The organism is Paenibacillus xylanexedens (assembly GCF_001908275.1).
GTDB classification, from domain to species: Bacteria; Bacillota; Bacilli; order Paenibacillales; family Paenibacillaceae; genus Paenibacillus; species Paenibacillus xylanexedens_A.
In genome coordinates this window covers 2,533,795-2,556,109 of the sequence record NZ_CP018620.1, presented here as the reverse complement: position 1 = coordinate 2,556,109, position 22,315 = coordinate 2,533,795, and the positions used below count along the sequence as shown (strand labels likewise).

23 protein-coding genes and 1 riboswitch are annotated in these 22,315 nt (G+C 47.9%); of the genes, 5 read left to right on the top strand and 18 right to left on the bottom strand.

The genetic code is table 11. The features are described from left to right. Positions 1–19: 19 nt before the first annotated feature. The 7 genes from BS614_RS11235 to cobD all read right to left on the bottom strand — a co-directional run bounded on the left by BS614_RS11235 (position 20) and on the right by cobD (position 7,303). Positions 20–832, bottom strand: coding sequence for an ABC transporter ATP-binding protein (locus BS614_RS11235; RefSeq protein ID WP_074094021.1), 813 nt, complete (start codon positions 830–832; stop codon positions 20–22). After that, a complete protein-coding gene (locus BS614_RS11230) occupies positions 829–1,875 on the bottom strand; it encodes a FecCD family ABC transporter permease (RefSeq protein WP_074094020.1) in 1,047 nt (348 codons plus the stop codon). Before BS614_RS11230 ends, BS614_RS11235 begins: the two co-directional genes overlap by 4 nt. Then, a complete protein-coding gene (locus tag BS614_RS11225) occupies positions 1,872–2,870 on the bottom strand; it encodes an ABC transporter substrate-binding protein (RefSeq protein WP_074094019.1) in 999 nt (332 codons plus the stop codon). The genes BS614_RS11230 and BS614_RS11225 overlap by 4 nt, the downstream gene beginning before the upstream one ends. 410 nt (positions 2,871–3,280) lie before the next feature. After that, positions 3,281–3,430, bottom strand: a riboswitch (cobalamin riboswitch). A gap of 147 nt (positions 3,431–3,577) precedes the next feature. Next, positions 3,578–4,264: a histidine phosphatase family protein gene (locus tag BS614_RS11220; protein ID WP_167544397.1), complete on the bottom strand. Its 687-nt coding sequence runs from the start codon at positions 4,262–4,264 to the stop codon at positions 3,578–3,580. After that, complete coding sequence (gene cbiB, locus BS614_RS11215) at positions 4,255–5,235, bottom strand: adenosylcobinamide-phosphate synthase CbiB (RefSeq protein WP_074096798.1); 981 nt, start codon at positions 5,233–5,235, stop codon at positions 4,255–4,257. The genes BS614_RS11220 and cbiB overlap by 10 nt, the downstream gene beginning before the upstream one ends. A gap of 44 nt (positions 5,236–5,279) precedes the next feature. Then, positions 5,280–6,116: an adenosylcobinamide amidohydrolase gene (locus BS614_RS11210; protein ID WP_074094018.1), complete on the bottom strand. Its 837-nt coding sequence runs from the start codon at positions 6,114–6,116 to the stop codon at positions 5,280–5,282. Beyond that, positions 6,113–7,303 (bottom strand): threonine-phosphate decarboxylase CobD, encoded by a 1,191-nt coding sequence (gene cobD / locus BS614_RS11205; protein ID WP_074094017.1) that lies wholly within the window; start codon positions 7,301–7,303, stop codon positions 6,113–6,115. The genes BS614_RS11210 and cobD overlap by 4 nt, the downstream gene beginning before the upstream one ends. Positions 7,304–7,492: 189 nt before the next feature. Between cobD and lplA the strand changes: the two genes are divergently transcribed. Together lplA and BS614_RS11195 are read left to right on the top strand one after the other, a co-directional pair. Then, complete coding sequence (gene lplA / locus BS614_RS11200; protein WP_074094016.1) at positions 7,493–8,497, top strand: lipoate--protein ligase; 1,005 nt, start codon at positions 7,493–7,495, stop codon at positions 8,495–8,497. Positions 8,498–8,786: 289 nt separating this feature from the next. Then, on the top strand, positions 8,787–9,590 hold the full coding sequence (locus BS614_RS11195; RefSeq protein WP_062833159.1) for a Cof-type HAD-IIB family hydrolase: 804 nt from the start codon (positions 8,787–8,789) through the stop codon (positions 9,588–9,590). Positions 9,591–9,919: 329 nt separating this feature from the next. Here BS614_RS11195 and BS614_RS11190 read toward each other — a convergent pair whose 3' ends face one another. Beyond that, positions 9,920–11,446, bottom strand: a complete 1,527-nt coding sequence (locus BS614_RS11190; RefSeq protein WP_074094015.1) for an NAD(P)/FAD-dependent oxidoreductase — start codon at positions 11,444–11,446, stop codon at positions 9,920–9,922. Between the two features lie 156 nt (positions 11,447–11,602). Between BS614_RS11190 and BS614_RS11185 the strand changes: the two genes are divergently transcribed. Both BS614_RS11185 and BS614_RS11180 read left to right on the top strand, forming a co-directional pair. Next, a complete protein-coding gene (locus tag BS614_RS11185) occupies positions 11,603–12,172 on the top strand; it encodes a TetR/AcrR family transcriptional regulator (protein ID WP_074094014.1) in 570 nt (189 codons plus the stop codon). 38 nt (positions 12,173–12,210) lie between these two features. Further along, positions 12,211–12,474 (top strand): hypothetical protein, encoded by a 264-nt coding sequence (locus BS614_RS11180; protein WP_074094013.1) that lies wholly within the window; start codon positions 12,211–12,213, stop codon positions 12,472–12,474. 71 nt (positions 12,475–12,545) lie between these two features. On the opposite strand, the gene BS614_RS11175 is transcribed toward BS614_RS11180, so the two are convergent. The 3 genes from BS614_RS11175 to BS614_RS11160 all read right to left on the bottom strand — a co-directional run bounded on the left by BS614_RS11175 (position 12,546) and on the right by BS614_RS11160 (position 15,404). Next, positions 12,546–13,696 (bottom strand): IS3 family transposase gene (locus BS614_RS11175; RefSeq protein ID WP_157116034.1). Its coding sequence is split into 2 segments (ribosomal slippage): positions 12,546–13,435 and positions 13,435–13,696, totalling 1,152 coding nucleotides; the frame shifts between segments, so codons are not numbered across the junction. 148 nt (positions 13,697–13,844) lie between these two features. Beyond that, positions 13,845–14,168: a hypothetical protein gene (locus BS614_RS11165; protein WP_074094012.1), complete on the bottom strand. Its 324-nt coding sequence runs from the start codon at positions 14,166–14,168 to the stop codon at positions 13,845–13,847. Positions 14,169–14,465: 297 nt separating this feature from the next. Further along, positions 14,466–15,404: a DMT family transporter gene (locus BS614_RS11160; RefSeq protein ID WP_074094011.1), complete on the bottom strand. Its 939-nt coding sequence runs from the start codon at positions 15,402–15,404 to the stop codon at positions 14,466–14,468. A gap of 132 nt (positions 15,405–15,536) precedes the next feature. Here BS614_RS11160 and BS614_RS11155 point away from each other — a divergent pair, with 132 nt between their 5' ends. Then, positions 15,537–16,946 carry an aminotransferase-like domain-containing protein gene (locus BS614_RS11155; RefSeq protein WP_074096797.1) on the top strand — a complete coding sequence of 470 codons (1,410 nt, stop codon included), beginning with the start codon at positions 15,537–15,539 and terminating at the stop codon, positions 16,944–16,946. A gap of 141 nt (positions 16,947–17,087) precedes the next feature. Here the strand turns inward: BS614_RS11155 and BS614_RS11150 are convergent, their stop codons facing one another. The 7 genes from BS614_RS11150 to BS614_RS11120 form a co-directional block, all read right to left on the bottom strand. Beyond that, positions 17,088–17,714 (bottom strand): ABC-2 transporter permease, encoded by a 627-nt coding sequence (locus BS614_RS11150; protein WP_074094010.1) that lies wholly within the window; start codon positions 17,712–17,714, stop codon positions 17,088–17,090. Then, positions 17,707–18,573, bottom strand: a complete 867-nt coding sequence (locus tag BS614_RS11145) for an ABC transporter ATP-binding protein (RefSeq protein WP_036669112.1) — start codon at positions 18,571–18,573, stop codon at positions 17,707–17,709. Before BS614_RS11145 ends, BS614_RS11150 begins: the two co-directional genes overlap by 8 nt. 5 nt (positions 18,574–18,578) lie before the next feature. After that, the gene (locus BS614_RS11140) at positions 18,579–18,953 is read right to left on the bottom strand and encodes a GntR family transcriptional regulator (RefSeq protein ID WP_036610760.1); all 375 of its coding nucleotides are present in this window, start codon (positions 18,951–18,953) and stop codon (positions 18,579–18,581) included. A 227-nt stretch (positions 18,954–19,180) separates the two neighbouring features. Next, positions 19,181–19,762: an ATP-dependent Clp endopeptidase proteolytic subunit ClpP gene (clpP, locus tag BS614_RS11135; RefSeq protein WP_036610761.1), complete on the bottom strand. Its 582-nt coding sequence runs from the start codon at positions 19,760–19,762 to the stop codon at positions 19,181–19,183. 18 nt (positions 19,763–19,780) lie between these two features. Further along, entirely contained in the window at positions 19,781–20,656 is an 876-nt protein-coding gene (locus BS614_RS11130) for an RNA polymerase sigma factor (RefSeq protein WP_084174489.1), read from the bottom strand. Between the two features lie 118 nt (positions 20,657–20,774). Then, positions 20,775–21,581 (bottom strand): MBL fold metallo-hydrolase, encoded by an 807-nt coding sequence (locus tag BS614_RS11125; RefSeq protein ID WP_074094009.1) that lies wholly within the window; start codon positions 21,579–21,581, stop codon positions 20,775–20,777. Between the two features lie 283 nt (positions 21,582–21,864). Continuing rightward, complete coding sequence (locus BS614_RS11120; RefSeq protein ID WP_074094008.1) at positions 21,865–22,311, bottom strand: hypothetical protein; 447 nt, start codon at positions 22,309–22,311, stop codon at positions 21,865–21,867. Between the last annotated feature and the right edge of the window lie 4 nt (positions 22,312–22,315).

Sequence of the window (22,315 nt, the reverse complement as noted above, 5' to 3'; positions counted from 1 at the left end):
ATGGGTTGCCCCGCTTCATTTAATCGATGTCCCGCCGGAGCAGCAGTTGAGGTATGGCATGGTCGGGATGAGAGACAATCGCGGGTTTGACGCGAAATATATCCTGGATATTCTCATCGTTGATCAACGTATGAGGTGTACCCTTTCCAACCGCCATGCCCTCACGCAGCGCCAGAATGTGATCGCAAAATAACGCGGCCAGATTCAGATCATGCAGCACAGCCACAATCGTAATGTTATTTCTCTGTCGCCATGCCGATAACAATTCCATGAATTGCAATTGATATTTAATATCCAGAAACGTGGTCGGCTCGTCCAGCAGCAGTAACCTCGGCTCCTGAGCCATAACTTTGGCTAGTGCGACTCGCTGCCGTTGCCCGCCGCTGAGTGCATCCAGCGGTCTGTCCGCCAGCTCTGTCAATCCTAGATCTTCAAGCACCTTGTCCACTACAAGTGCCCCATCACCCGTTTCCCGCCCCAGCCAGTTCTGGTATGGATATCTCCCCATCTCCACCACGTCTCGCACGGGATAAGAGATAGCTGGCAAGCCATCCTGTTGCAATACAGCGATCATGCGCGACAGATCCTTACGGCTGTAAGAGCGGATGTCTCGACCATCGATACGAATCTGACCTTCGTTTAACTGTTCCGTTCCGGCAATAAGCTGGATCAGGGTGGACTTGCCACTGCCGTTTGGTCCGACAACTCCCCACCAGTCACCTTCGCCAACATGCCAGTCTACATTGCGCAATGCCTGATGATTGCCATATGACTTCCCTGCTCCCTTAATGGAGATAAGTGAAGTCGAGTTGGAACTGGTACTGGAATTCATGGCATCATCCCCTTCTGCAACTTTTTGTTCCGGTGCAGCAGGTAAGCAAAGAACGGCGCACCAACAAAGGCGGTGACAACACCGAGCGGAATTTCAGTTGGCGCCAGCAACGACCTTGCGATGGTATCTGCCCACACCATGAAGATCGCACCACCAATGGCAGACAAAGGTACCAACAGTCGGTAATCCGGCCCCACCAGCAGCCGCAACATATGCGGGATCACCAATCCAACGAATCCGATGACACCTGATACCGAGACAGCCCCTGCGGTCAGCAGAGTGCCAACTGCCAGCACGGACAGCTTAAGCCGGTCTACTCCGATCCCGATATGTGCCGCTTGACGTTCTCCCAGTGCAAGCACATTCAACGAGCGTGCGCGGCTCCAGAGAAAGACCAGCCCTAACAGAAAATACGGGAAAAGGATGGCCGTATACGACCACCCACGCAGAGCCAGACTTCCCATCGTCCAGTATATAATTTCATTAATTGTCTGTTTCGACATGGTCGACAGGAAGGAAACAACTGCGCCCAGGAAACTTTGCATGACCACACCAGCCAGAATGAGGCTGTGTGTAGGTATTTTACGCCCTTCACGAGCCAGTGCCATGACAAACCATAACGTGATTACACCCGTCAAAAACGCCACCAGTGGCAGCGTCCAGATTCCGATCAGTGCATACTGCAATCCGAAGAAAATCAGAAAGGCTGCACCCACCGAAGCACCGGATGATACGCCCAGGGTGAACGGGTCTGCCAGCGGGTTCCGAAGAACCCCCTGAAATCCCGCACCGGCAATCGCCAACGATGCGCCCACGAGCACGGCAAGCAGTACACGTGGAAATCTGACTTTCCAGATAATCTGTTCGGCTGCCTTATTCCAATCCGGTGTAATCCAATCGCCCACCCAGGGAATTTTGTGAATCAGGATACCTGCAATATCCCGGATCGGCAAAGCTACTGAACCAATGCCCGTGCAGATGAGCACGGTGAGCACCAGCAGCACCATGCCCGTCGTTCCAAACAGGATCAGCTTTTTACTCATTGGAATAGGTCAGGGTAGATCGCTTTGGCTACTTCTTTCAACCCTTGAGTTACCCGTGGACCCGGACGGCTCAGTAGGTTGGCATCCAGGCCAATAACCGCGTCATTTTTCACAGCCGTAATTTGATCCCAGCCACTGCGCGCCTTGATGATCTGATCCAGTGTTTTGGAGTTTTCATCAATTACATCATTAGCATACAAAATCACATCCGGGTTGGAGGCAATCACGTTCTCTTCATTGATTTCATACCAACCCTCTTTGTCCGAAGCAATATTGCTGCCACCGGCTACAGTGATGAGTTCATCCATAAATTCGCCTTTACCCACAGTCCAGCCCGGGGAGAATTCAACGTATACTTTTTTCTTATCTTCCGGTTTAACCGCCTTCACTGCTTCCGTTACATCCGTAACGTCCTGTTTCATCTGAGTGATGATTTCTTGTGCTTTTTCCTGATGATCCGTGATTTTACCGAAGGTTTCGATATTGTTCATCACATCGTCAATGGATTTAGGATCCGTTTTAAAAATGGTAATGCCTAGTTCACGCAGTTTCTTCACCGCATCCTCACTCATGGAGATACCTGTGAAGACAATGTCGGCTTCAGCGGCAATGATGGACTCTTCATTGGGCTTGGTAATACCGCCCATTTTAGCTTTGGTTGTTGCCGCTTCCGGATAATCGTCATAGTCGGATACACCAACGATTTGATCGTCCAACCCAAGGGCAAACAGGGATTCCGTCTCAGCTGGAGACACGGATACGATTTTGGCCGGTGCCTTTTCAAAGGTGAACGATTCACCCGTTGCATCCGTAACGGTAAGTGGATATTGTGTTTTGAGGTCCGTCTGCGCCTGGCCTTGGGATTGCTCCTGTGCCGGTTGCTGTGAAGTACCTGTGCCCTCGTTTGTTGTTGCATTGCCACATCCGGCCAAAGCCAGTGCAAGTGCCGCTGCACTTAGCAGGGACGCTACGCTTTTCCAATTCTTGAAATTCATTCTGTTGTTCTCCCCTTCTCTAATTGTACTATTTTCTTGCATCGTGCTCGAACTCTTACTCCCCATGCCTTGGTGTTCCTGTGTAAGGTTTGAACTGCAACATTTACACGCTAACGGAGAGTGCAGAACCAATCTGAAGAAACGAAGTGTTCGCCTTTATCACCGGATTTTCCATTTCAAAAAGGGAATCAAAAAATCTGGGGATAACAGCGATCGGAAGATGGTACTGCAATCGGAGTGACCTCGTGTAAAATTGGTCTCGGTTCATCCTACATGAACAATAAAAAATCCCCAATCCTTGGACAAAGATTAGGGATGACGTCTCGCATATGGCGATCTGTACATGTTCAACCAAGGGTTGTCCATGCGCATAGAATAGCCCGAAACGCTGTCCTTTCCTCGAAGGAACACCGGTTTGTACGTCCAGGGCAGGTAACCTGACTTACAGGAGTCATCCTGTTTTACAGTGGCGGGACCGTGCCGGATTTGCACCGGCTTCCCCATTTCACCCTTGTGTGTTTCGTGACTCGTACTAATCTGCCATGAAAACAGCCTTCACACGCGGGACCCTTGGTCGCTGATATGGTAAACCATTGTCGTGTAATTTCTGCAAGTTGCATACTCGTTCAGGCTTCACAACCTGAAGCGTATCTGTATCCATGCTGAAGTCACACTTCTGTTGTGATTATAGGGTATATTGTACATCCTTACAACCCGATCGGCGGAAAAGTAACTCTGCTGCCAAACCACTGGTTTCCCTGTTGATCAAGCTGAACCTGAATCACCTGTCCCGGGACGACATGTGTATCCCAGAACCCAAGCCCGGCTATCAGACGGGACAAGGCATACCGGATGACACCACCATGCGTAACCACAACTATGGTTGGCGCTTGCCCCTCATCAACGTGCATCGAAGAACGGCCCTCCAACAACATCTCTTGGAGAAAGGAATCCAACCGTCCGGTAAACTCCTGCCACGATTCCCCTCCGGGCGGAGTGACCTCCTGTGGCGCATCAATCCAGCTTCGGTACACAGGGTTATCCTTAAGCTGATCATACGTCAGCCCTTCCCACTCTCCAAAATCATTCTCTCGTAGGCGCGAGTCGAACTTCACCTGTCCGATGGCATCAGGAAGAATCTTCTCCAGCATCTGTCGGCAGCGAAGCAGATCACTGCAATATACCTCGTGCCACGAAATACCGCTCAATTGTTCATGAAGCGGAGCCAGTTCTTCTTTGGCATTTGGTAGCAGACCGATGTCGGTTTGCCCCAGGTATCTTTTTTCCACATTCCACAGCGTTGTCCCATGACGGACCCACAGAATGTTTCGTTTCAGTGGGCCAGGTTGATTCGTATGAACTTCATTACCTGCATTCCCTGCATTTATGACCATAACAGCGTCCCTCCTGCCAGCCACACACCCAGCGTTATGAACACGCATAGTACCACAAAAGCCCCTGCCGACCAGAACATCAGGCGTGATGTTTGCACAATATCCTCGGCTCCCATTGGCCGTGTGGCCTCGCCCATGTAGGCACGAAATGAAGCAACGCCGTGATACACGTTATGTCCGCCAAGCCGGATGCCCAGTGCTCCAGCCACCGCTGATTCGGGAAAACCGCTATTCGGACTTGGATGTAGTCTTGCATCCCGTGCAACCATGCGTGCTGCTCCTTTGGCGTCCAGCTTCATGACCCAGGCACCCACGATTAACAGAATCGCGGTCAGCCGGGCAGGTATCCAGTTCGCCACATCATCCAGACGGGCCGAGGCCCAGCCAAGATGCAGATACTTGTCATTTTTATATCCGACCATGGAATCCAACGTGTTGACGGCGCGATAAGCCATGGCTAGTGGAGCTCCTCCAATGAGCGCATAGAATAACGGCGAGACAATGGCATCCACGATATTTTCGGCAACCGTCTCTACCGTTCCCCGCACAACCTCGGGTTCATCCAGATGCGCCGTATCACGTCCAACAATCATGCCCAGTGAACGTCTGGCCGCCGGCCAATCCTGCTGCTTCAGATGACGATACACTTCCATGCCTGCATCCTTCAGCCCTTTTGAAGCAATGGTCGTTGCAATGAGCACCACTTCAGCTTCCGCTTCAATGACAGGGTGGATTAGTCCAAGCATATATACGAGTCCCCAGGTGATGGCAAAAGAACCCCCCGCAATCACAATCGGGAACAACAGGCCGGCTCTCTTCAGCCCCGAATCTGTGCGCACACGCGAGCGAATGACACGCTCCAACGCCGAGATGCCTTTACCCATGCCAATCACCGGGTGGGGAATCCAGCGCGGATCTCCGATACATCGGTCCAACAGGTACGCCAGAATAATAATCCAGGCTCCCGCCATGCCTGTCCAGAAAGGCCAAGTCCATAGATGCTCCACGTCAAAAGTCATTTTTGCCTGATCCTCTCTTTCCATAACAGTCCGGCCCGAAGGCTCTCCGTTACCGTGTCGTATACCAATCTGCCAATCGCCGCCCCTGCCGTAGTTGCTGTCCCGGCATAAGTGATCATCGGCTGAGGTTCCTCCACTTCCACTGCCTGACCTACTGCAATCACAATGGCGTCGGTTGTGGTGCCGGTAGCGGGCAACCCGTTCTCCGAATCCAGAACACCCGCATCCGCCAGCGCGGCCGCTTTGGCTTCCACCGCCGTCTGTACTGCATTCATCATCGCCCCGCTGGTCATACGTCCATTCAACCAGAGCATGACGTTAATTGTACCCGGGACATAGGGGGGAATCGTTAGATTCCGTGCTGAAGGAGCAGAGCGCTCGCTGCCGGAAGACATCTTCTTATTTCCTGCCGTATCAAATACCGTTCTCTCCGACCCCGCGCGGGCGGCATTCGATACACCCGCAGTGGTGCAGCACAGAAGTCCAAATTCATTACTTGTATATTCCTGAATGGAGGTATGCTCCAGCCTTACGGCCGTCAATAATCCGGCACATTGATCACGCGGCTCTTGCCATTCGTTCAGCGCTTGTTCGATATCACGCGGCGGATCATCACAGCGGTAATGCCTGTCCACATAGATGTTAAATATGCGATCCAGTTCAAGCACCCCACCGCCATATACCGCACTCGACAGCGCTTGGGCAGCCCTTGGACTCTGTGCTTTGATATGTCGTTCATGTGCAGATATGTTCAGTCCCGGCCAGGAAGAGGAAGCATATTCATTCTCGTCTGTTTCTCCATTTGTAAAGTAGTTATAAAACGGGAGTGTCACGACCGCTTCCCTCCCTGTGCCTGTTCCGAATCTTTCGTCTGCTCCTGCTGACTTGATTCATGAATGGAGGTCTGATCGACATTCGGATATCCCTTGGTTTCCAGCACGCTGCCCAGCACTTCGAGTAATGTGGCATTGGCGTCTGCATCCTTGACCGCGAAACGTACATGCCCTTTGTCAAGCCCCGGATACATGGCACAGCTGCGAATCAGAATGCCTCTTCGGCCCAGCGCCTCCTGCATTGATGCTGCTGTCCAAGGAGCCGGTACACGTACCAAAATAAAATTTGCCTCTCCCGGTGTCACCGCACATCCGTACGCCTGCAGTCCTTCGATGAGACGCCCCCGTTCCCGCGTGATCTGTGACATGGTTTCCTGTTCGTACGGTTCTCCGCTGCGCAGACAGGCTTCCCCTGCCATGAGCGCCAGACCGTTGACACTCCAGGTCACCTGTTTCTTCGTCATCGCCTGGATGTATTCCGCACGGCCCAAAGCATATCCGAGGCGCAAGCCCGGAATGGCATAAAACTTCGTCATCGAGCGAATGATGATCACATTAGGATAGTCATTCAGATGTGCTGCCAGGGACTGACGCCGGTCTACCGGAATAAAATCCATAAAGGCCTCGTCAATGACAAGTACGGTTCCCTTTTCTTCCGCTTTACGGGCAAGTCTTTGTAATACCTCAAGCGGATATTGTACACCGTTTGGATTGTTGGGCTGGCCGAGGAAGAGCAGGTCTACCTTTTCCATAAGCTGCTCGATGTCCTCGGGTTCCGCTCGCCACGCCAGTTCTTCTCTGCCCTCCGTATGCACAACTTCGGCCCCGAATTGTCGTGCCAACGCCCGGTACTCCGAGAATCCCGGTTCCACCGTACCCACCTTACGCGGGGCAAGCCCCAGCAGAATGAGCGCCATGCTTTCGGCTGCACCGTTGCCCACGGAAATCTGCTCCTGCATCACACCAAGACGCTCGCTCAGCAGTGCTTTGAATCCCCGATGCCCCGGATCGGGATACCGAATCACCGACTGCAATCCTTGCTGTATAACCTCCAGCACCCCTCTGGGCGGACCGAGCGGATTAATGTTGGCACTGAAATCCAGAAAATCAGCGGCTTCCCTCCCAAATCGTGACGCAGCCGTCTCCACGTCCCCGCCATGTCCGAACACTTCGATATAACCGGTCATTCTTCCGTCATCCTTTCTGTATGTCCTTTTTATTATGGATGGCACGGGAGGTGTGGGTCAATCCTGTTTTCTTTGTGTCCCAACGATAATTCGTTTACAATAGAAGAGGAATTTCGGTTCCTTTTGATACACAAGGTTCACTACATAAGGGACTAGCAATCCCTCACATACATTAATGGAGGAATGACCATGCTGTTTGTAGACAACCAGGGCATTACAGATCCTTCTGTAAACCTTGCCATTGAGGAGTACATTCTGAAGCATCTGCCGATGGAGGATGACAGCTATCTGCTGTTTTACATCAACCGTCCGTCGATCATCATCGGAAAACATCAAAATACAATTGAAGAAATTAATATCGAGTATGTTCAGGATAACGGTGTGCAGGTCGTTCGTCGTCTTTCGGGAGGCGGAGCGGTATATCACGATCTGGGCAACCTGAATTTCAGTTTTATTACAGCGGATGACGGTCAATCCTTCCACAATTTCCGCAAGTTCACCCAGCCTGTGGTTGAAGCTTTGCACGAGCTTGGTGTAAATGCCGAGTTGACCGGGCGTAATGATCTGCAAGTGGGCGAAAAGAAAATTTCGGGCAACGCCCAGTTTTCCACACGTGGGCGTATGTTCAGTCATGGCACATTGATGTTTGATCTGAATCTGGAGCATGTTCAGGCTTCCCTGAACGTCAATCCCGAGAAATTCAAATCCAAGAGCACCAAGTCCGTGCGCAGCCGGGTCGCCAACATACGGGATCTGATTGACACCAACTTGACGATTGAGCAGTTCCGCGATGAGCTGTTACGTCACATTTTCCGGATGGAGCCTAAGGACGTTCCACAGTACACCCTCACTGACAAAGACTGGGACAAAATCAAGGAAATCTCCGCTGAGCGTTATAACAACTGGGACTGGAACTATGGCTTGTCTCCGGAAAGCAATGTGAAGCACACTCGCAAATTCCCTGTCGGCATCATCGATCTGCGCATGAACATCAAGGATGGACGCATCGAAGATATCAAGATCTTTGGCGACTTCTTCGGTGTAGGTGATGTGGCGGATATCGAAAATATGCTGCGCGGCAAGCGGTATGATGAATCCGAGGTGCGTACTGCACTTGAGGGCCTGGATGTAAAACATTACTTCGGCAACCTTGAGCTGGAAGACTTTATCGGCCTTGTTTTTCTAGAAGAGTAGGTATATAAGTTCAACCCAAGAATGTTTACACCTGCCACTCCGATGACAGAATAACCTTCCGATCGCTGTTATCCCCAGATTTTTTTGATTCCCTTCTTCAAAGGGAAAATCCGGTGATAGCTTATGCTTCCGATGTAGCCTTCTTTCAGAAAGCTTTCAGGCGAACGCTTCGCTTCTTCAGGTTTTTTCTGTCCTCTCCGTTCTCGTGTAAAACGTTTAGTTGAACTGATATAGATTAAGTCGGGTATAGATACAGATTGATACAGATAAAAAAAGGAGAGAAACATACATGACCTACAAATTAATTGCAATCGACATTGATGACACACTGATCAACGACAACAAGGAAGTAACCCCTGCTACACAGACAGCACTGGAACAAGCGGTTGCCCATGGTGTAACTGTAACGCTGGCGACTGGACGTGCTTATGCTTCCGCACAAGCGCTTGCTCGTCAAACCGGACTTAACGTGCCAATCATTACGTATCAAGGCGCATTGGTGAAAAACCTACTGGACGAAAAAGTACTTTATGAGCGCTACGTTCCACAGGAAGCTTCCCGTAAACTGTATGATTACTGCCTGGAGAACAATCTCCATCTTCAAACATACATTGACGACAAGCTGTATGCCCGTGAGGAAAACGACAAGCTGCGTGATTATGCCAAATTAAATGGCACCCAATATTACATCGAATCTGATTTTATCAAAGTCATCGAACAAAAAACACCAAAGCTGCTTATTATCGATGAGCCAGACTACTTGGATAAGGTTGCTGTTGACCTGCGTGAATTGCTCGGACCACAAGTGCATATCACGAAGTCCAAACCTTACTTCCTGGAGATCATGCACAATGAAGGAACTAAAGGCCACGCCCTGACCTTCCTGGCTGACCATTTCGGTCACCAGCTCAGCGAGTGTATTGCCATCGGCGACTCCTGGAACGACCATGAGATGCTCGAAGTTGCTGGTCTTGGTGTAGCGATGGGGAATGCCATTCCTGCGCTGAAAGAGCTGGCGGACTACATTACGGCAAGTAATAACGAAGACGGCGTAAAAGAGGTAATCGAGAAGTTTGTGCTGAACGCAGAGTAAATAAGGTCAACAAACAGCCCGGTCGGCGAATTTCGCTGTACAGGGCTGTTTTTTTATTTTAAAGACATTTTCATTTTTCTGTGTGAACGATTATAGTAGGTATATTTCTCTGTTATTTTTTATGTTTTGAAAGTAATAATGCCGTGATCAAGGATAATTGTAGTGAAATCGTAATCGCCATAGATAAAATGACACGATTTGTATCTGGGACATCGGCAAAAAACAAAACAATAAAAAATACAATGATTGAGATTATAATGCTAGCTATGAAATTTAAAATTATTCGTTTCATGTTTTGCCTACTTTCACGCACCACGATTCATTGTCTCTTACTTGCTCATGGCATGCTGGAAAGACTCCAGCAGTTTTTTGATTTGCCCATCAAATTCCAGTTGAAATGGGGGAATGATCTCATCTATTCTTTGCTGGAATAGCTCAGGATCTTGGACACCAAGCTCCGCTCTTAACTCCATTTCTTCTTCGGAACCATTGTCGTTCAGGATCATGTTCAGGATTTCACCTTTAAAGTATTCACTTGGAGGAAGGATTAGAGCATTCATCAGGAACTGAGTAAAAAAGAGATGATTATTATTTTCCTGACTCGCCTTTTTCATCGCCTGCTTAGTAAACAAGTTTATATACTTCTGAGCAAACGCAACCCCTTTCATTCGGGAAGGCCCAACATGTTCGACCCCTTTCCATCGCAGATCGGCCACAGAACTAAGCCACCAGGCCGGTTCAATCGCCTGCTGCATACGAAGCAGGATTTGGCGCTCAAACTGCGGCTCAGGATGTATTCGCTGCTCATCCAAACATTTTCCTATGGTCTCGGCTTCAATTGCTGCGACCGTCATGCCTTGGCCATGGATCGGATCGAAGCTGCAAAATGCATCGCCAAGGACCAGTAATCCGGAGGGCCAATTCTCCATGAGTTCAAAATGTTGACGGACAGACTCGGAAATACGGTATCCCCGCGGTCCTTGAAACGGCTCCAGCTGGTCTGCCAACGCTACGATTTCATCCGAAGCAAACAGATGCTTGATTTGCTCTTGGAACTCATCCGGATGGGTTGAAGGATATTCATCTCCTCCTGCGTTGAACAGTAATAGTCCAGCGATCTCATTCTCAATGCGCCACAACATGCCTGCACGAATTCCTTTCACAGGATCGGACTCTGTTATCACCGTTCCCCAGTCATTTTGAATAGAGGATGGTATCTTATAATAGCGGGTGCTGTAACCAAGCGACACCTTCAGCACTTCCGGCTCAGGCACGGCCAACCCTATCTGTTCAAGCCATCTGATCAATTTGGAAGAACGCCCCGCGGCATCAATAACCATATCTGCTGCAAGCATTGCTTCCCGGTTATTCCGGCCTCTTTCCTTGGTATACACGCCTGTAATCGAACGCTGATCTTCTGATGCCATTAACCCGGTAACTTCCGTACTCGTTAAGAAGCTTATATGATCTATGCTCTGGACGCGCTGACGCAGTACCCATTCCAGCAGAGCTCTACTGCTTGATGCAATTTTGAATGAGGAAGCAGCATTTGCCTTATTAACTAATGTACCGTAGCGATTGGCAATCACAAATTTCTCTTCATGTGAAGGAATGGCGCCAAGCGCGACCAATTCGTCATTGTATCCGGGAAAGTAATGTTCCAGAATGAGTCCACCGCGCGGTAACACACGATGTGGATGAAAGGATTGAGGCACACCCTGCCGATTCGCCGGCTCAGAAGGTAATTCATCTCGCTCAATGATACACACCTCATCATAATAATCAGATAACATCCTTGCAGTTATTAATCCTGCAATACCTGCCCCAATTACCACAGCTTTTTTCATATCGGACATCGCCACTTCATCCTCTCTAATCCATCATATTTTATCTACACTTGTAGCCCTATCAAAAAATTACTTATAATACCAATATACACTTGGAATCTCGCATCAAGTAAGAATCAATATCAGGATACTATATAGCTAAACTACAATAAGGAAATGATGTAGATGAAAATGATTGATAAAAAGGTGGATTTGAGAGTTACCCGAACTCATAAATTGTTAACGATGGCGCTTCTCGATCTGTTATGTGAGAAAGGCCAGCTATTCAGCAACATCACAATTAATGAAATATGTGACAAAGCTATGGTCCACCGAACAACGTTTTATAAACATTTCAAGGATAAATTTGCTCTACTGTCCTCCACCCTAACTTGGGTCCTTCGGGATTATTTACACATGAATGTAGAAGATCGGTTACAGCAGCCTTTGCAAAGCGTATCTAAAATTCTGTTCGGAAATGTACTGGAGACTATCGTGCAGAACCAGCAGAAGGATGAGGGGTTTAACAACTTTTTCATACATTATATCGGAGAGATATTCAGACGAGATTTTCTGGAATTGAAGAGAAGAGGTAAACATTTTTCACTTCCCATTGAACTGGTAGCCGAGTTTCACTCGGGGGTGATTCGTTTACTTGTGACATGGTGGATACAACATTTCGATGAAAATGTTACGGCAGAACAGATGGATGAATATTACTACCAACTGGTTAACGAGAACATCATGTTGGAATAACAAACAGCTCAACCTAAAATCAAGGGCTGATTTTGAGATTGAGCTGCATACCTTCAAACTTTACCTATTTTAAAACAGTTTCGGAAGCCTGCACTGTCACCCTCGCACGCTTTCCTTTCTTCAACCAGCCGCTCACCTTCTCATTCATCGCCAGCAGTCCTGAAACGACCAGCACCACACCGTTCCATGTAACCCAGCTGACATGCTCACCTGGAGATCCGGTTATTGAGAAGTTTGTGATTAAGGCGGATTACGGTTCAAGCGAAGCATTCAGCACAAACTATGTTCTGATCAAAACATAAAAAAACAACAGCCCTGTACAACGATGTGGTCATAGCCCCGTCAAGTAGACAATAAAAAAAGAGAAACTCCATTAAGCGGCGACTTTTTCTCGGAATTCAATTGGGGAGAGGTCGCCGAGTTTGTTTTGGAAACGGTCCTTGTTGTAAAACAACATATACTCTGTAATTTGGTTCCTTGCTTGTTCCAAATTCTGAGGCTTCTCCAAATACAACTTCTCTGTCTTTAAGTGGGAGAAGAACGACTCAATACATGCATTGTCATAGCAGTTCCCACGCCGAGAATGGCTTCCTGTTAGCTTCTTCTCTTCAAGCAATTTGGCATAGCTCTGTGTTGTATACTGGAACCCCTGGTCGGAATGGAGTAAGGCCGGTCCACATTTCAGTTTCTTTACCGTTTCCATCACAAGTTTTAAGTCATTTCGCTCGGAGAGTTCCCAAGCTACAATCTCGTTGTTGTATAGATCCATCACAACCGAGAGATAAGCAAAATCATGCCCGATCCGGACATACGTAATATCCGTCACGAGTTTCTGTACAGGAGCTGCCGCCGAGAATTCCCGATTTAAGACATTACGGAATAGAACTGACGGTTTCCGGCCAGCAAATGGACGTTTCTTGCGAATCACGGAACGAATCTGGAGTTCTCTCATTAAGCGGCGTACCTTTTTGTGATTCACCACGAGGCCTTCCTTTCCTAATGCGGTTCGCATACGTTTGTAGCCGAAATAAGGACGAAGCCGGTGAATGCCTAAAATATGTGCTTTTAGATCCGCATCCCGATCTGCTCGTTTCTCTCGGAGGACGATATTCTTCTTCCATTTGTAGTAACCTGCACGAGAAATTTCAGCAATTTTACACAACCAAACCACAGGTGCCCACTTACTTATTTCTCGAACGGACTGGCACCGGGCTTCGAAATCCAGCTTCCCTCTCCGTGCAAATTCGGATTGAGCTTTTTTAGATATTCTACCTGCGCTTTCAGATAAGCATTTTCTTCTTCTGCACTGCTAAAATGCTTCTTCGTCCAACGTCCTCGATAATCCTCAAAACTCTCTCCATTTTGGCTTTTCCGTACCCAAGTAATAATCTGGCTCTCACTCTTAATACCAAACTTCTCCATGATCCGACTGTATGTCCAACCTTCTTCCAATCGCAGACGAACAGCCTCTTTCTTCGTTTCTTCACTATATTGATTAAAAGTTTGGCCTTTTTTCGCTGGCATAGCAAAAATCCCCTCCGGTTTTCAGTGTTGAGTTCATTTTAACATGATCTCTTTTTTCACTGTCTACCTTGAGGGGATAATACCAATAACTCGCTTGTGTAGGGCTGTTATTTTAAGTGTAACTATGTATTATCATCTTTCTCAAAACTCATTTTTTGTTAGCCATTTTCTCTAGTGCTCTAACGGCACGCTCACGTTGTTCCCTCTTCACAGCCCGGTAGTGACTTGCATCCTCTCCAGCACTGCTAAAGAATCCCCAGAGCATCCCAATTAAACTACCCACTATACTAGGAACCGCCTGATTCACCCAGTAAAAATCCATATCCAGTTTAATACTTAGAAATAAAAGTCCACCCCAGATGATAAAATAGCCATAAAAAGCTAGATAACGATGACTAAATGCAAAAAGTAGATAAATTAAAAATGCAACAAAACCTAAAACAATCGAAATCACATGAAATTCATCTTCCATAATAACGCAACTCCCTAATGCCAGTCTAGTTGTTTTGCATAAACTCATTGAACTCTAAGAATTTCTTTTCACTTACATGCTCGATTAAACTCTCGCTTGGTAGAACTTTCTCCTCTCTGCTTTGTTAAACGCACTCCACACTATATCATATCCGGCTTCTTCTTATAACCTATATTTAATTCTTATGAACAAATAACCATCCGTTTACGTCATCCAAGATGTCGTAAACGGATGGTTTAGTTTCCTGTACTACTCATTGAATTATCGCTCTCATTCCTGTGCAGAATTACGCATCACCTATTTCACCACAGGTTTGGAGGTTTGAGATACTGAATAGGAACGCTTTCCTTTCTTCAACCAGCCGCTCACCTTCTCATTCATCGCCAGCAGACCTGAAACGACCAGTACCACGCCGATCCATGTAACCCAGCTGACATGCTCACCATAGACAACAGCACCAAGACCTACAGCAATGGGCGGAGAAATGTATAACCAGGTTGCCGGGAATAACGGATTGGTGCGCGACATAATCCAATAGAATAGACTATGCCCCACCATGGAGCCAATGACAGTCAGATAGATCACTGACGAGACGGCAGGCACCCAATCCAGAGCAGACATATTCCACGATTCCGTTCCAGCAGAGAGCAGGGATAACAGCAATCCCCCATACATCATCTGCACCGCATTAATCGCTACAGGACTAGCCTCCTTGAACTGATGAATGACCTTTTTGGAGTACAATGCACCTGCTGAATAACAAACTTCCCCCACCAGTACCGCGATACAACCCCACATGAATAGAGAACCTGCACCAAGCGATACACCTGGCAGCACAACCAGAACCACACCGGTGAACCCGATCAGGCAGCCTGTAATCATACGGCCAGATGTTTTTTGCCGTAACAACGCCGTCTGCATCAACATAATCATCAGCGGCCCTGTCGCTGACAGAATGGCACCCACACCCGAGCTCACATGCTGTTCAGCCCAATATAATGTGGCAAAGGTGCCGAAGGTCAGACCCGCTCCCGTCAACAACATCTCCTTGCGGAACAGGAGCGACCAGCTCACTTTGCCCTTCATCCACATCCATGCAAACATCAGCGCTCCCGCGATTACAAATCGCAATCCAGCTGACAGAAAAGGCGGCATGCCAGCCTCAACTCCAATTTTAATAGCCAGAAACGTTGTACCGAAAATAAGACACATGACCGTAAATGCAATCCCCACCATGATAACCACTCCTTTATCTGTTCTCCATCATATCTCATGGTCTACAGAACAGAATGAACAAAACAGAACAGTTCTCTCCCATTAGCTGTTACAATAGAGTTCAAAAGGAGTGTGAGCCGGGTGGGCAGAACCATGATGATGACAGATAATAGCCTGAAACTATATGAGCAAGTAATCCATTATCTCGTTGTACGTATAGAAGCGGGAGAGTGGGCCGAACATGAAAAACTGCCATCTGTACGAAGCCTGTCCGAGCTACTCGGCGTACATCGTCTGACTGTTTTCAAAGCCTATCAGGAGTTAAAAGAACGTGGGAATGTTTATGTGAAGGATAAGTCCGGCTATTATGTCAGTCCAGCAACTCCATTCTCAGTAACGGATCAGGCGGATGATCCCGCCGTGTCTGCCTGGCTGCATTGGGACTCCCTCGCACGTGTACAGTCGCTTGAAGCCGAATTCCAGTTTTCCAAATCACTGATTGATCCCGCCCTGCTTCCCAATCGGTATTGGGGAGAACTGATGCGTGATCTGCTGGATCAATATCCACGTCTGCTCGGAACGTACTCCACGATTCAGGGAGATTTGGAATTGCGAAGTGCGCTGGCAAGCCATCTGACAACCAAGGAACGCTTCTACCTCTCCGCAGACGAGGTGTTAATTACATCGGGTGCCCAGCAAGCGATCGACGTCATCTCGCGGACGCTGGTCAAGCCCGGGGATCGGGTCTTGATGGAACGGCCTACGTATGGACCGGCAATGGAGATTTTCCGCAAACAAGGTGCCCGGCTCGTCTTTACCGACATTCATCCCGAGGGTTATGATCTGGAGCAGATCGAACATCTGATGAAGAGTGAGAAGCCACGTCTCTTTTATATGACACCGACCTTTCAGAATCCAACCGGTATGAATGTTCCAGTAGAACAGCGCAAGCAGTTACCCGAACTTGCAGAACAGTATGGTTGTTTTCTGCTCGAAGACGACAGTACCTATGATATCTATTTTAAGGAGAAACCTCCTGCACCCATTTTCACCTACGACACCACCGGACACACTCTGTACATTCGCAGTTACAGTAAGTATGTTGCACCTGGGCTACGGATTGCAGCCATCATATGCCGCCAGCGATTCATGCCAGGACTACAGGCTGTAAAATCACTGACAGATAACGGATCGCCCCTTCTGAACCAGAAGCTTTTTCTCCGTTATTTTCAGTCAGAACGTATGCATCAGCATCTATCCAAGCTGCGGACCGCCATCCAGCTTCGAATGGAAGTGATGGAACAGTGTCTACTGGAAACGGACTGGACGTGGACCCGGCCGGAGGGCGGACTCAACTTTTGGGTGGAGCTTCCTGAGGGTGTGGATACAGGGAGACTGCTTCACCGATGCATGGAACAATCCGTTGCCTTTGTACCCGGAACCGTATTTGATTCTTCGGATCATTCAGCCAGTCGCAAGCTGCGCCTGTCCTTCTCTTATGCACATGAACAGCAGATTCGGGAAGGGATGAGCAGGCTCATTACCCTAGCTAAAGAAATGTAAGGTTTGGATTCCTTGGAACTGACGTCACTCCGAAGAATATCAAGTGCAATTCGCCACTCGCATCGCTGCATCAAAAAAAGTCGCCTTGTGGCGACTTTACTTTTGGTGTTCTATACTCTTTACCTGGCACCCGCTCTGTGCTTAAAGGTCTTTTCTTGCAAACAAGCGAATGGTAATGAGATAGGACACCAAAAACAAACCTATAATGCCTACGGAAACCAATGCCATTGTCGTTGTAGTAATCATACCGTTCTCGTTGGCCATACTCATGAGGTACGCAACGGGTTGCGCCAGTATAATCATACAGACCATGAATATCGCATTGATGATGCCAGCACCTTTTTTGCTAAGTCCGTAGAAAAGAGGCATGTATATGGAAACTAACACAAGCACCATGCCTACGGCAATGACAATATCCCTAAGTGAATAATTCGGCTTGTTCAGTTCAGGATAATTCAGGTTCACAAGCTGATGAATCCCAAACGACGCGAGCACCCCGAATAACGTATAGACTATGGCTGAGAGGTACTTGGCTTTCACAATCTGTTTGCGGCTAACGGGGAGTGTAACCAGGAAATTGTGATTATGGTTCTTGATATCAATCATGGTTGCCAGCATGACCGAACCAAAGGCTGTGTAGATGCCTACAAAATACATTGACATTTCACTCTTAGGTATAAAGGCGAGACTAAATACCACCAGGTATAACCCAATCGTCCACAGTGAACTTTTTAGTACAATGAAATCTTTACGAAGCAAGTTAAGCATATTTGCGTCCTCCCTTCGCCGTAAAATAAATGAGGTCTTCTAACGTAGGTCTTTGTAAAAGAGCTAACCTGCCAAATAACTGTTCGGCCTCTGCCTTATGATCCGACAATGCTTCAAAACCAACGGCTGTCTCGCGTATTCCGATGAAATGTTTCCGAATGTCGGAATCAAGCAGACCCATATCCCCTTTTACAATCGTATACCTTTCCAGCACATCATCTTTTGCCTCGTTAAACACCAGTTTCCCTTGATGAATAAACGTAATGTAGTCTGCAATACGTTCCAGATCCGTCGTAATATGCGTTGAGAAAATAATAGACCTTGTTTCGTCCTGTATCATATCTGCAAGCAGATCAAGCAGTTCTCGCCTAAATACAGGATCAAGCCCGGATGTCGGTTCATCCATAATCAGCAGATCCGCTTCATGCGACAAAGCTACGGCGAGAGAATACTTAATCTTCATGCCTTTGGACAGATCCTGGATTTTCTTTTTGGGAGACAGTTCGAACTGATCCAAGTAGTCATTGAACGCTTTATTATCCCATTTGGTGTAAAAAGGAGCGATCATTTGTGTCATCTCCCGGATCGTTAGATGCTCATAATAAAAGCATTCATCGGACACAATGCCAAGGCGTTGCTTGATATCAACTTCCTGATTTGGCATCTCACTGCCCAATGTCTTGAGGCTCCCCTTATCGGGCTGGATCAGACCCGTGATCATTTTGATCAAAGTACTCTTTCCCGCCCCATTCGGACCAATAAGTCCCGTGATATATCCTTTTTTCACATCAAGAGATACATTATCTACTTTAAATAAGGGATACGTTTTGGTTACATTACGTAATTCGATAGCGTTCATTATGCTTATTCCTCCTCAACCAACAATGTAAGATGATGGATTACATCCTGTGAACTCATGCCCAGTTCTCTACTCTCACGAATCACTTCGAGCATCTTCTCTTCCAATTGTTTCATCCGCCGCTCTCGAATAAAGTCCTGATTGGCCCCGGATACAAAGCTCCCTTTGCCTACAACTGAATCGATCAGCTTCTCCTTTTCCAGCTCTTCATAGACACGTTTAGTTGTAATAACACTGACTTGCAGATCCTTGGCGAGCTGCCGAATGGAGGGGAGACTATCTCCAGCAACCAATTCTCCGCTCAAGATGCTCTGTCTGATCTGAGTTAAAATCTGCATGTAGATCGGATCGCTCGAAGCATTCGATATTAAAATGTTAATCTTTCCTCACCTCATTGATGTTACGTAGTTTCCAGTAGGTATAGTGTGTATATATAATATATACACTATACCTACCGATGGTCAATCTTTATTTCACATTATTCTCATTCTGATTCGATCCATAGACACGGGCTAGCTAATCTGGACGACAAAAAGAGGACGTCAGTTTCCTGTTCGTCCTCTTGATTAATCAAGCCCGAAAGGTCATATGACCTCCCAGGCTAATGTTATGTGCTGGATATGACCTTATCCACCAATCCATATTCGACTGCTTCCGCAGCGGTCAGGAAATAGTCTCGATCGGAGTCCTTCTCAATCCGCTCAATCGACTGTCCTGTATGGTCGGCTAACAGCTTGTTAAGACGTTGACGATGCTGAATGATGCGGTTAGCATGAATCAGCATATCCGACGCCTGCCCTCGCGTACCGCCATGTGGCTGATGGATCATGATCTCACTGTTAGGCAGAGCCATACGTTTGCCTTTTGTTCCACCTACCAACAATATCGTACCAAAACTTGCCGCCATCCCTGTACAGATCGTGGAGATATCCGGCTTCACAAATTGCATCGTGTCATAGATCGAGAATCCCGCGGTCACCGACCCACCAGGACTGTTGATGTACATCTGGATGTCCTTCTCCGGGTCCTCTGCAGTCAAGAACAATAACTGGGCCACAATGGCATTTGCCATCTGATCCTCGATCTCCCCGGACACCATAATGATCCGGTCTTTGAGCAAGCGGGAATAAATATCATAACTCCGCTCTCCGCGAGCTGTCTGTTCCACTACATACGGCACTACATTCATATGTGTCGCCTCCTCGGTTTAGGCAACCATGTTGACCGTGTACCCGCCTCCATACGACATCGAGTTCATACCAGAAGTGGAGTACCCGTACATCATTGGCTGCATGGATGGAGACGGCAAAGTCTGCTGCAAAATCGTCCCCGCCACAGCCATCGGATCATCCGAACGATTCAGGCACAGGTCAATGATTCGGGCTGTATCTCCATTACGAAATGCCAGCAGATAGCTGCGCAGTTCCTCCCGATTGTCCTCCACTGCGCCTTCCTCATACTGCAATTCTGTGTCGTCCGATTGTTCCAACCTGTGCCTCACTTCAGCTATGGCAGAGCGGGCACGACTTAACGCCGCTTTCACAGCGCCTTCTGTCGTATCCAGCATTTCCGCAGTCTCTGCCGCCTTATAACCCATTAATTCACGTAATACATATATCACTCGCTGCCACGGTGGTAGCTTATCTACAAGAAGTTGAACAGCAGACTCCAACTCCTCGAATCGTCTTTCCTCCTCCATCTCGTGCAGAAGCGGCTTCAAGCTATCCAGTTTATATGCTAATCTCTCCCGCTGACGTAGGATATCAATCCAGCTGTTGCGTGCAATACGGATCAGATAAGCTTCCCAGTTTATATCTTTATTCATCCCGGAAGTTCCAACCACTCTCGACGACAACACTTTGAGACAGGTCTCCTGAACCAGATCCTCCGTGTCTGGAACTGATTTCGTCAGAGATAGACAATACGCATACAACGAACCCATCAGATCGGGTAGTACGGTATGGATGCTTGGGTTCAATTGATTTTTTCTGTCGTTGCCATTAGATTCAATATCGAATTTATCTTGTTTACCATCATCATGTGGTCTGTTGATTCTGCAATCCACGGACTTCACAAAGGCCATCTTGGGGGCCCCCCTTTGCTGGTTCCTGATTGATTTTGACTTACACTATGTAAACGAAGAACCCCTTGTAAAGGATACGCTCTTCTGAATTTATTTTTATTACGCTAGTTAAGTTGGGTTACGCATTCGTTTCCAGCTTTAATGTTCCAAGCGGCACCTTCATCCCGGTAAGGGCAATCGTAATACCTTGATCCAGATTATAATTCTGCCGTACATCAACGTCATGAGACATATGTGTAAAATAAGTATGACCCGGCTTCAGTTCCCACAGCAGCTCCTGCGCCTCACGCATATCGTACACGGAACGTGTTGAGAATTCCGCAAGTTCATGCACAAAGCTTGTTCCAAGCACCAGCAGATCCAGTCCGTGCAATGGCTCTTTCTCGGCATCCTTCAGGTCAATGGCGTCTGAACAATACGCCCAGCTATACCCACCCTGATCCAATCGATAAGCGTACGAATACCCGTTATGTCCATGGCATACTTTCCAGGAATGTACCTTCCAGCCGCCTAGTTCAATATCATCATCCGTTTCAAGAAAGTCCATATGACGACCCAGCCAGGGAAACTGTCCCTGAATGGTAGCAATCACTTCGCGTGGTGCATACAAACGCCCCTTTACACCCAACCAGCGGCATGCATCCGCCCATTCCGGCAATCCTCCAATATGGTCAAAATGCGCATGAGTGATGAGCAGCGTATGCACCATACGCAATCCCTGATCCTCCATCTGTGATCTCCAGTCTGGTCCGCAGTCAATCATGAACTGTTCATTCGCACCATCCCCACCACCGTCAATCAGAACAGAAGAGCGTTTCCGTTTATTCTCTCCCGTAAGCCTCGCCTCTGTACATACGTCGCAATCACAATATACACGTGGAACGCCCATCGCATCGCCTGTGCCCAGAAATGTTAGCTGATCCAATCCGCATTCCCCCTGAATTAATGATATGTAGATTGTAATCGTCCACCTCCGTTTTTGCAAAAAAAAGACCATCCCGTTGCAGTTCTCCACTGCAATTCGGGACAGTCTGTGGTCTGACCGTTCACCGTCAGACTTTAATTCCATGCTTCGCTCCATTCGGGAGCGTACGCTTCGTCAGCATGTGATGCAACCTTATAAGCGGGTCATCCGCATGAAGATCAGGCCTTACCTTTTAAACAGGCCACGACCGATTAATTCGAGTCACATCCACTCCGCGCTGGAACTATACCAGTGCCCGCAGCTTCAACGTCAGTTCCTGACCCGCAGGTACATCCTTCGAATCCGTAATGACCCAGTTCGATGCAAGCCGCTTCGCCAGTACCTCTGCCTGCTCCGGTTTCAATTGTAATCCGGTGATGATTCCTTCACCCACTGTGAAGTCTTTCTCGGGCTGTACCTTGAAGGCTTTCTCCAACCAGATTCCGAGTCCACCACGCGTGTTAAAGGTAATCCGGTAGCCATCTTTTACTGCTGCCTCCAGATTTTCACCATGTTCATCCGCATACGAGAAAAATTCGGTATATCGGTATTCCTCTTCAGACACGGCGTCAAAAGCGGAAACGTCTTTCGCTTGAATAGCTTTTAAAATTTCTTCCTCAGGCATCCCCTTACCGCGGGCCTGCTCCAGTCGAATTGCTGTACTTTGGGATAATTTGATCTCTGCACTCATCCAA

Bases quoted from the DNA above. Each gene is read 5' to 3' on its own strand.
- BS614_RS11165 (WP_074094012.1), bottom strand. From the start codon at position 14,168: ATGGAAGATGAATTTCATGTGATTTCGATTGTTTTAGGTTTTGTTGCA.
- cobD (WP_074094017.1), bottom strand. From the start codon at position 7,303: ATGACCGGTTATATCGAAGTGTTCGGACATGGCGGGGACGTGGAGACG.
- BS614_RS11160 (WP_074094011.1), bottom strand. From the start codon at position 15,404: ATGGTGGGGATTGCATTTACGGTCATGTGTCTTATTTTCGGTACAACG.
- clpP (WP_036610761.1), bottom strand. From the start codon at position 19,762: ATGAATGTAGTGCCGTATGTAGTGGAACAGACAGCTCGCGGAGAGCGG.
- BS614_RS11235 (WP_074094021.1), bottom strand. From the start codon at position 832: ATGAATTCCAGTACCAGTTCCAACTCGACTTCACTTATCTCCATTAAG.
- cbiB (WP_074096798.1), bottom strand. From the start codon at position 5,235: ATGGCGGGAGCCTGGATTATTATTCTGGCGTACCTGTTGGACCGATGT.
- BS614_RS11150 (WP_074094010.1), bottom strand. From the start codon at position 17,714: ATGCTTAACTTGCTTCGTAAAGATTTCATTGTACTAAAAAGTTCACTG.
- BS614_RS11155 (WP_074096797.1), top strand. From the start codon at position 15,537: ATGATGATGACAGATAATAGCCTGAAACTATATGAGCAAGTAATCCAT.
- BS614_RS11225 (WP_074094019.1), bottom strand. From the start codon at position 2,870: ATGAATTTCAAGAATTGGAAAAGCGTAGCGTCCCTGCTAAGTGCAGCG.
- BS614_RS11220 (WP_167544397.1), bottom strand. From the start codon at position 4,264: ATGGTCATAAATGCAGGGAATGCAGGTAATGAAGTTCATACGAATCAA.
- BS614_RS11230 (WP_074094020.1), bottom strand. From the start codon at position 1,875: ATGAGTAAAAAGCTGATCCTGTTTGGAACGACGGGCATGGTGCTGCTG.
- BS614_RS11190 (WP_074094015.1), bottom strand. From the start codon at position 11,446: ATGTCCGATATGAAAAAAGCTGTGGTAATTGGGGCAGGTATTGCAGGA.
- BS614_RS11120 (WP_074094008.1), bottom strand. From the start codon at position 22,311: ATGAGTGCAGAGATCAAATTATCCCAAAGTACAGCAATTCGACTGGAG.
- lplA (WP_074094016.1), top strand. From the start codon at position 7,493: ATGCTGTTTGTAGACAACCAGGGCATTACAGATCCTTCTGTAAACCTT.
- BS614_RS11185 (WP_074094014.1), top strand. From the start codon at position 11,603: ATGAAAATGATTGATAAAAAGGTGGATTTGAGAGTTACCCGAACTCAT.
- BS614_RS11130 (WP_084174489.1), bottom strand. From the start codon at position 20,656: ATGGCCTTTGTGAAGTCCGTGGATTGCAGAATCAACAGACCACATGAT.
- BS614_RS11195 (WP_062833159.1), top strand. From the start codon at position 8,787: ATGACCTACAAATTAATTGCAATCGACATTGATGACACACTGATCAAC.
- BS614_RS11145 (WP_036669112.1), bottom strand. From the start codon at position 18,573: ATGAACGCTATCGAATTACGTAATGTAACCAAAACGTATCCCTTATTT.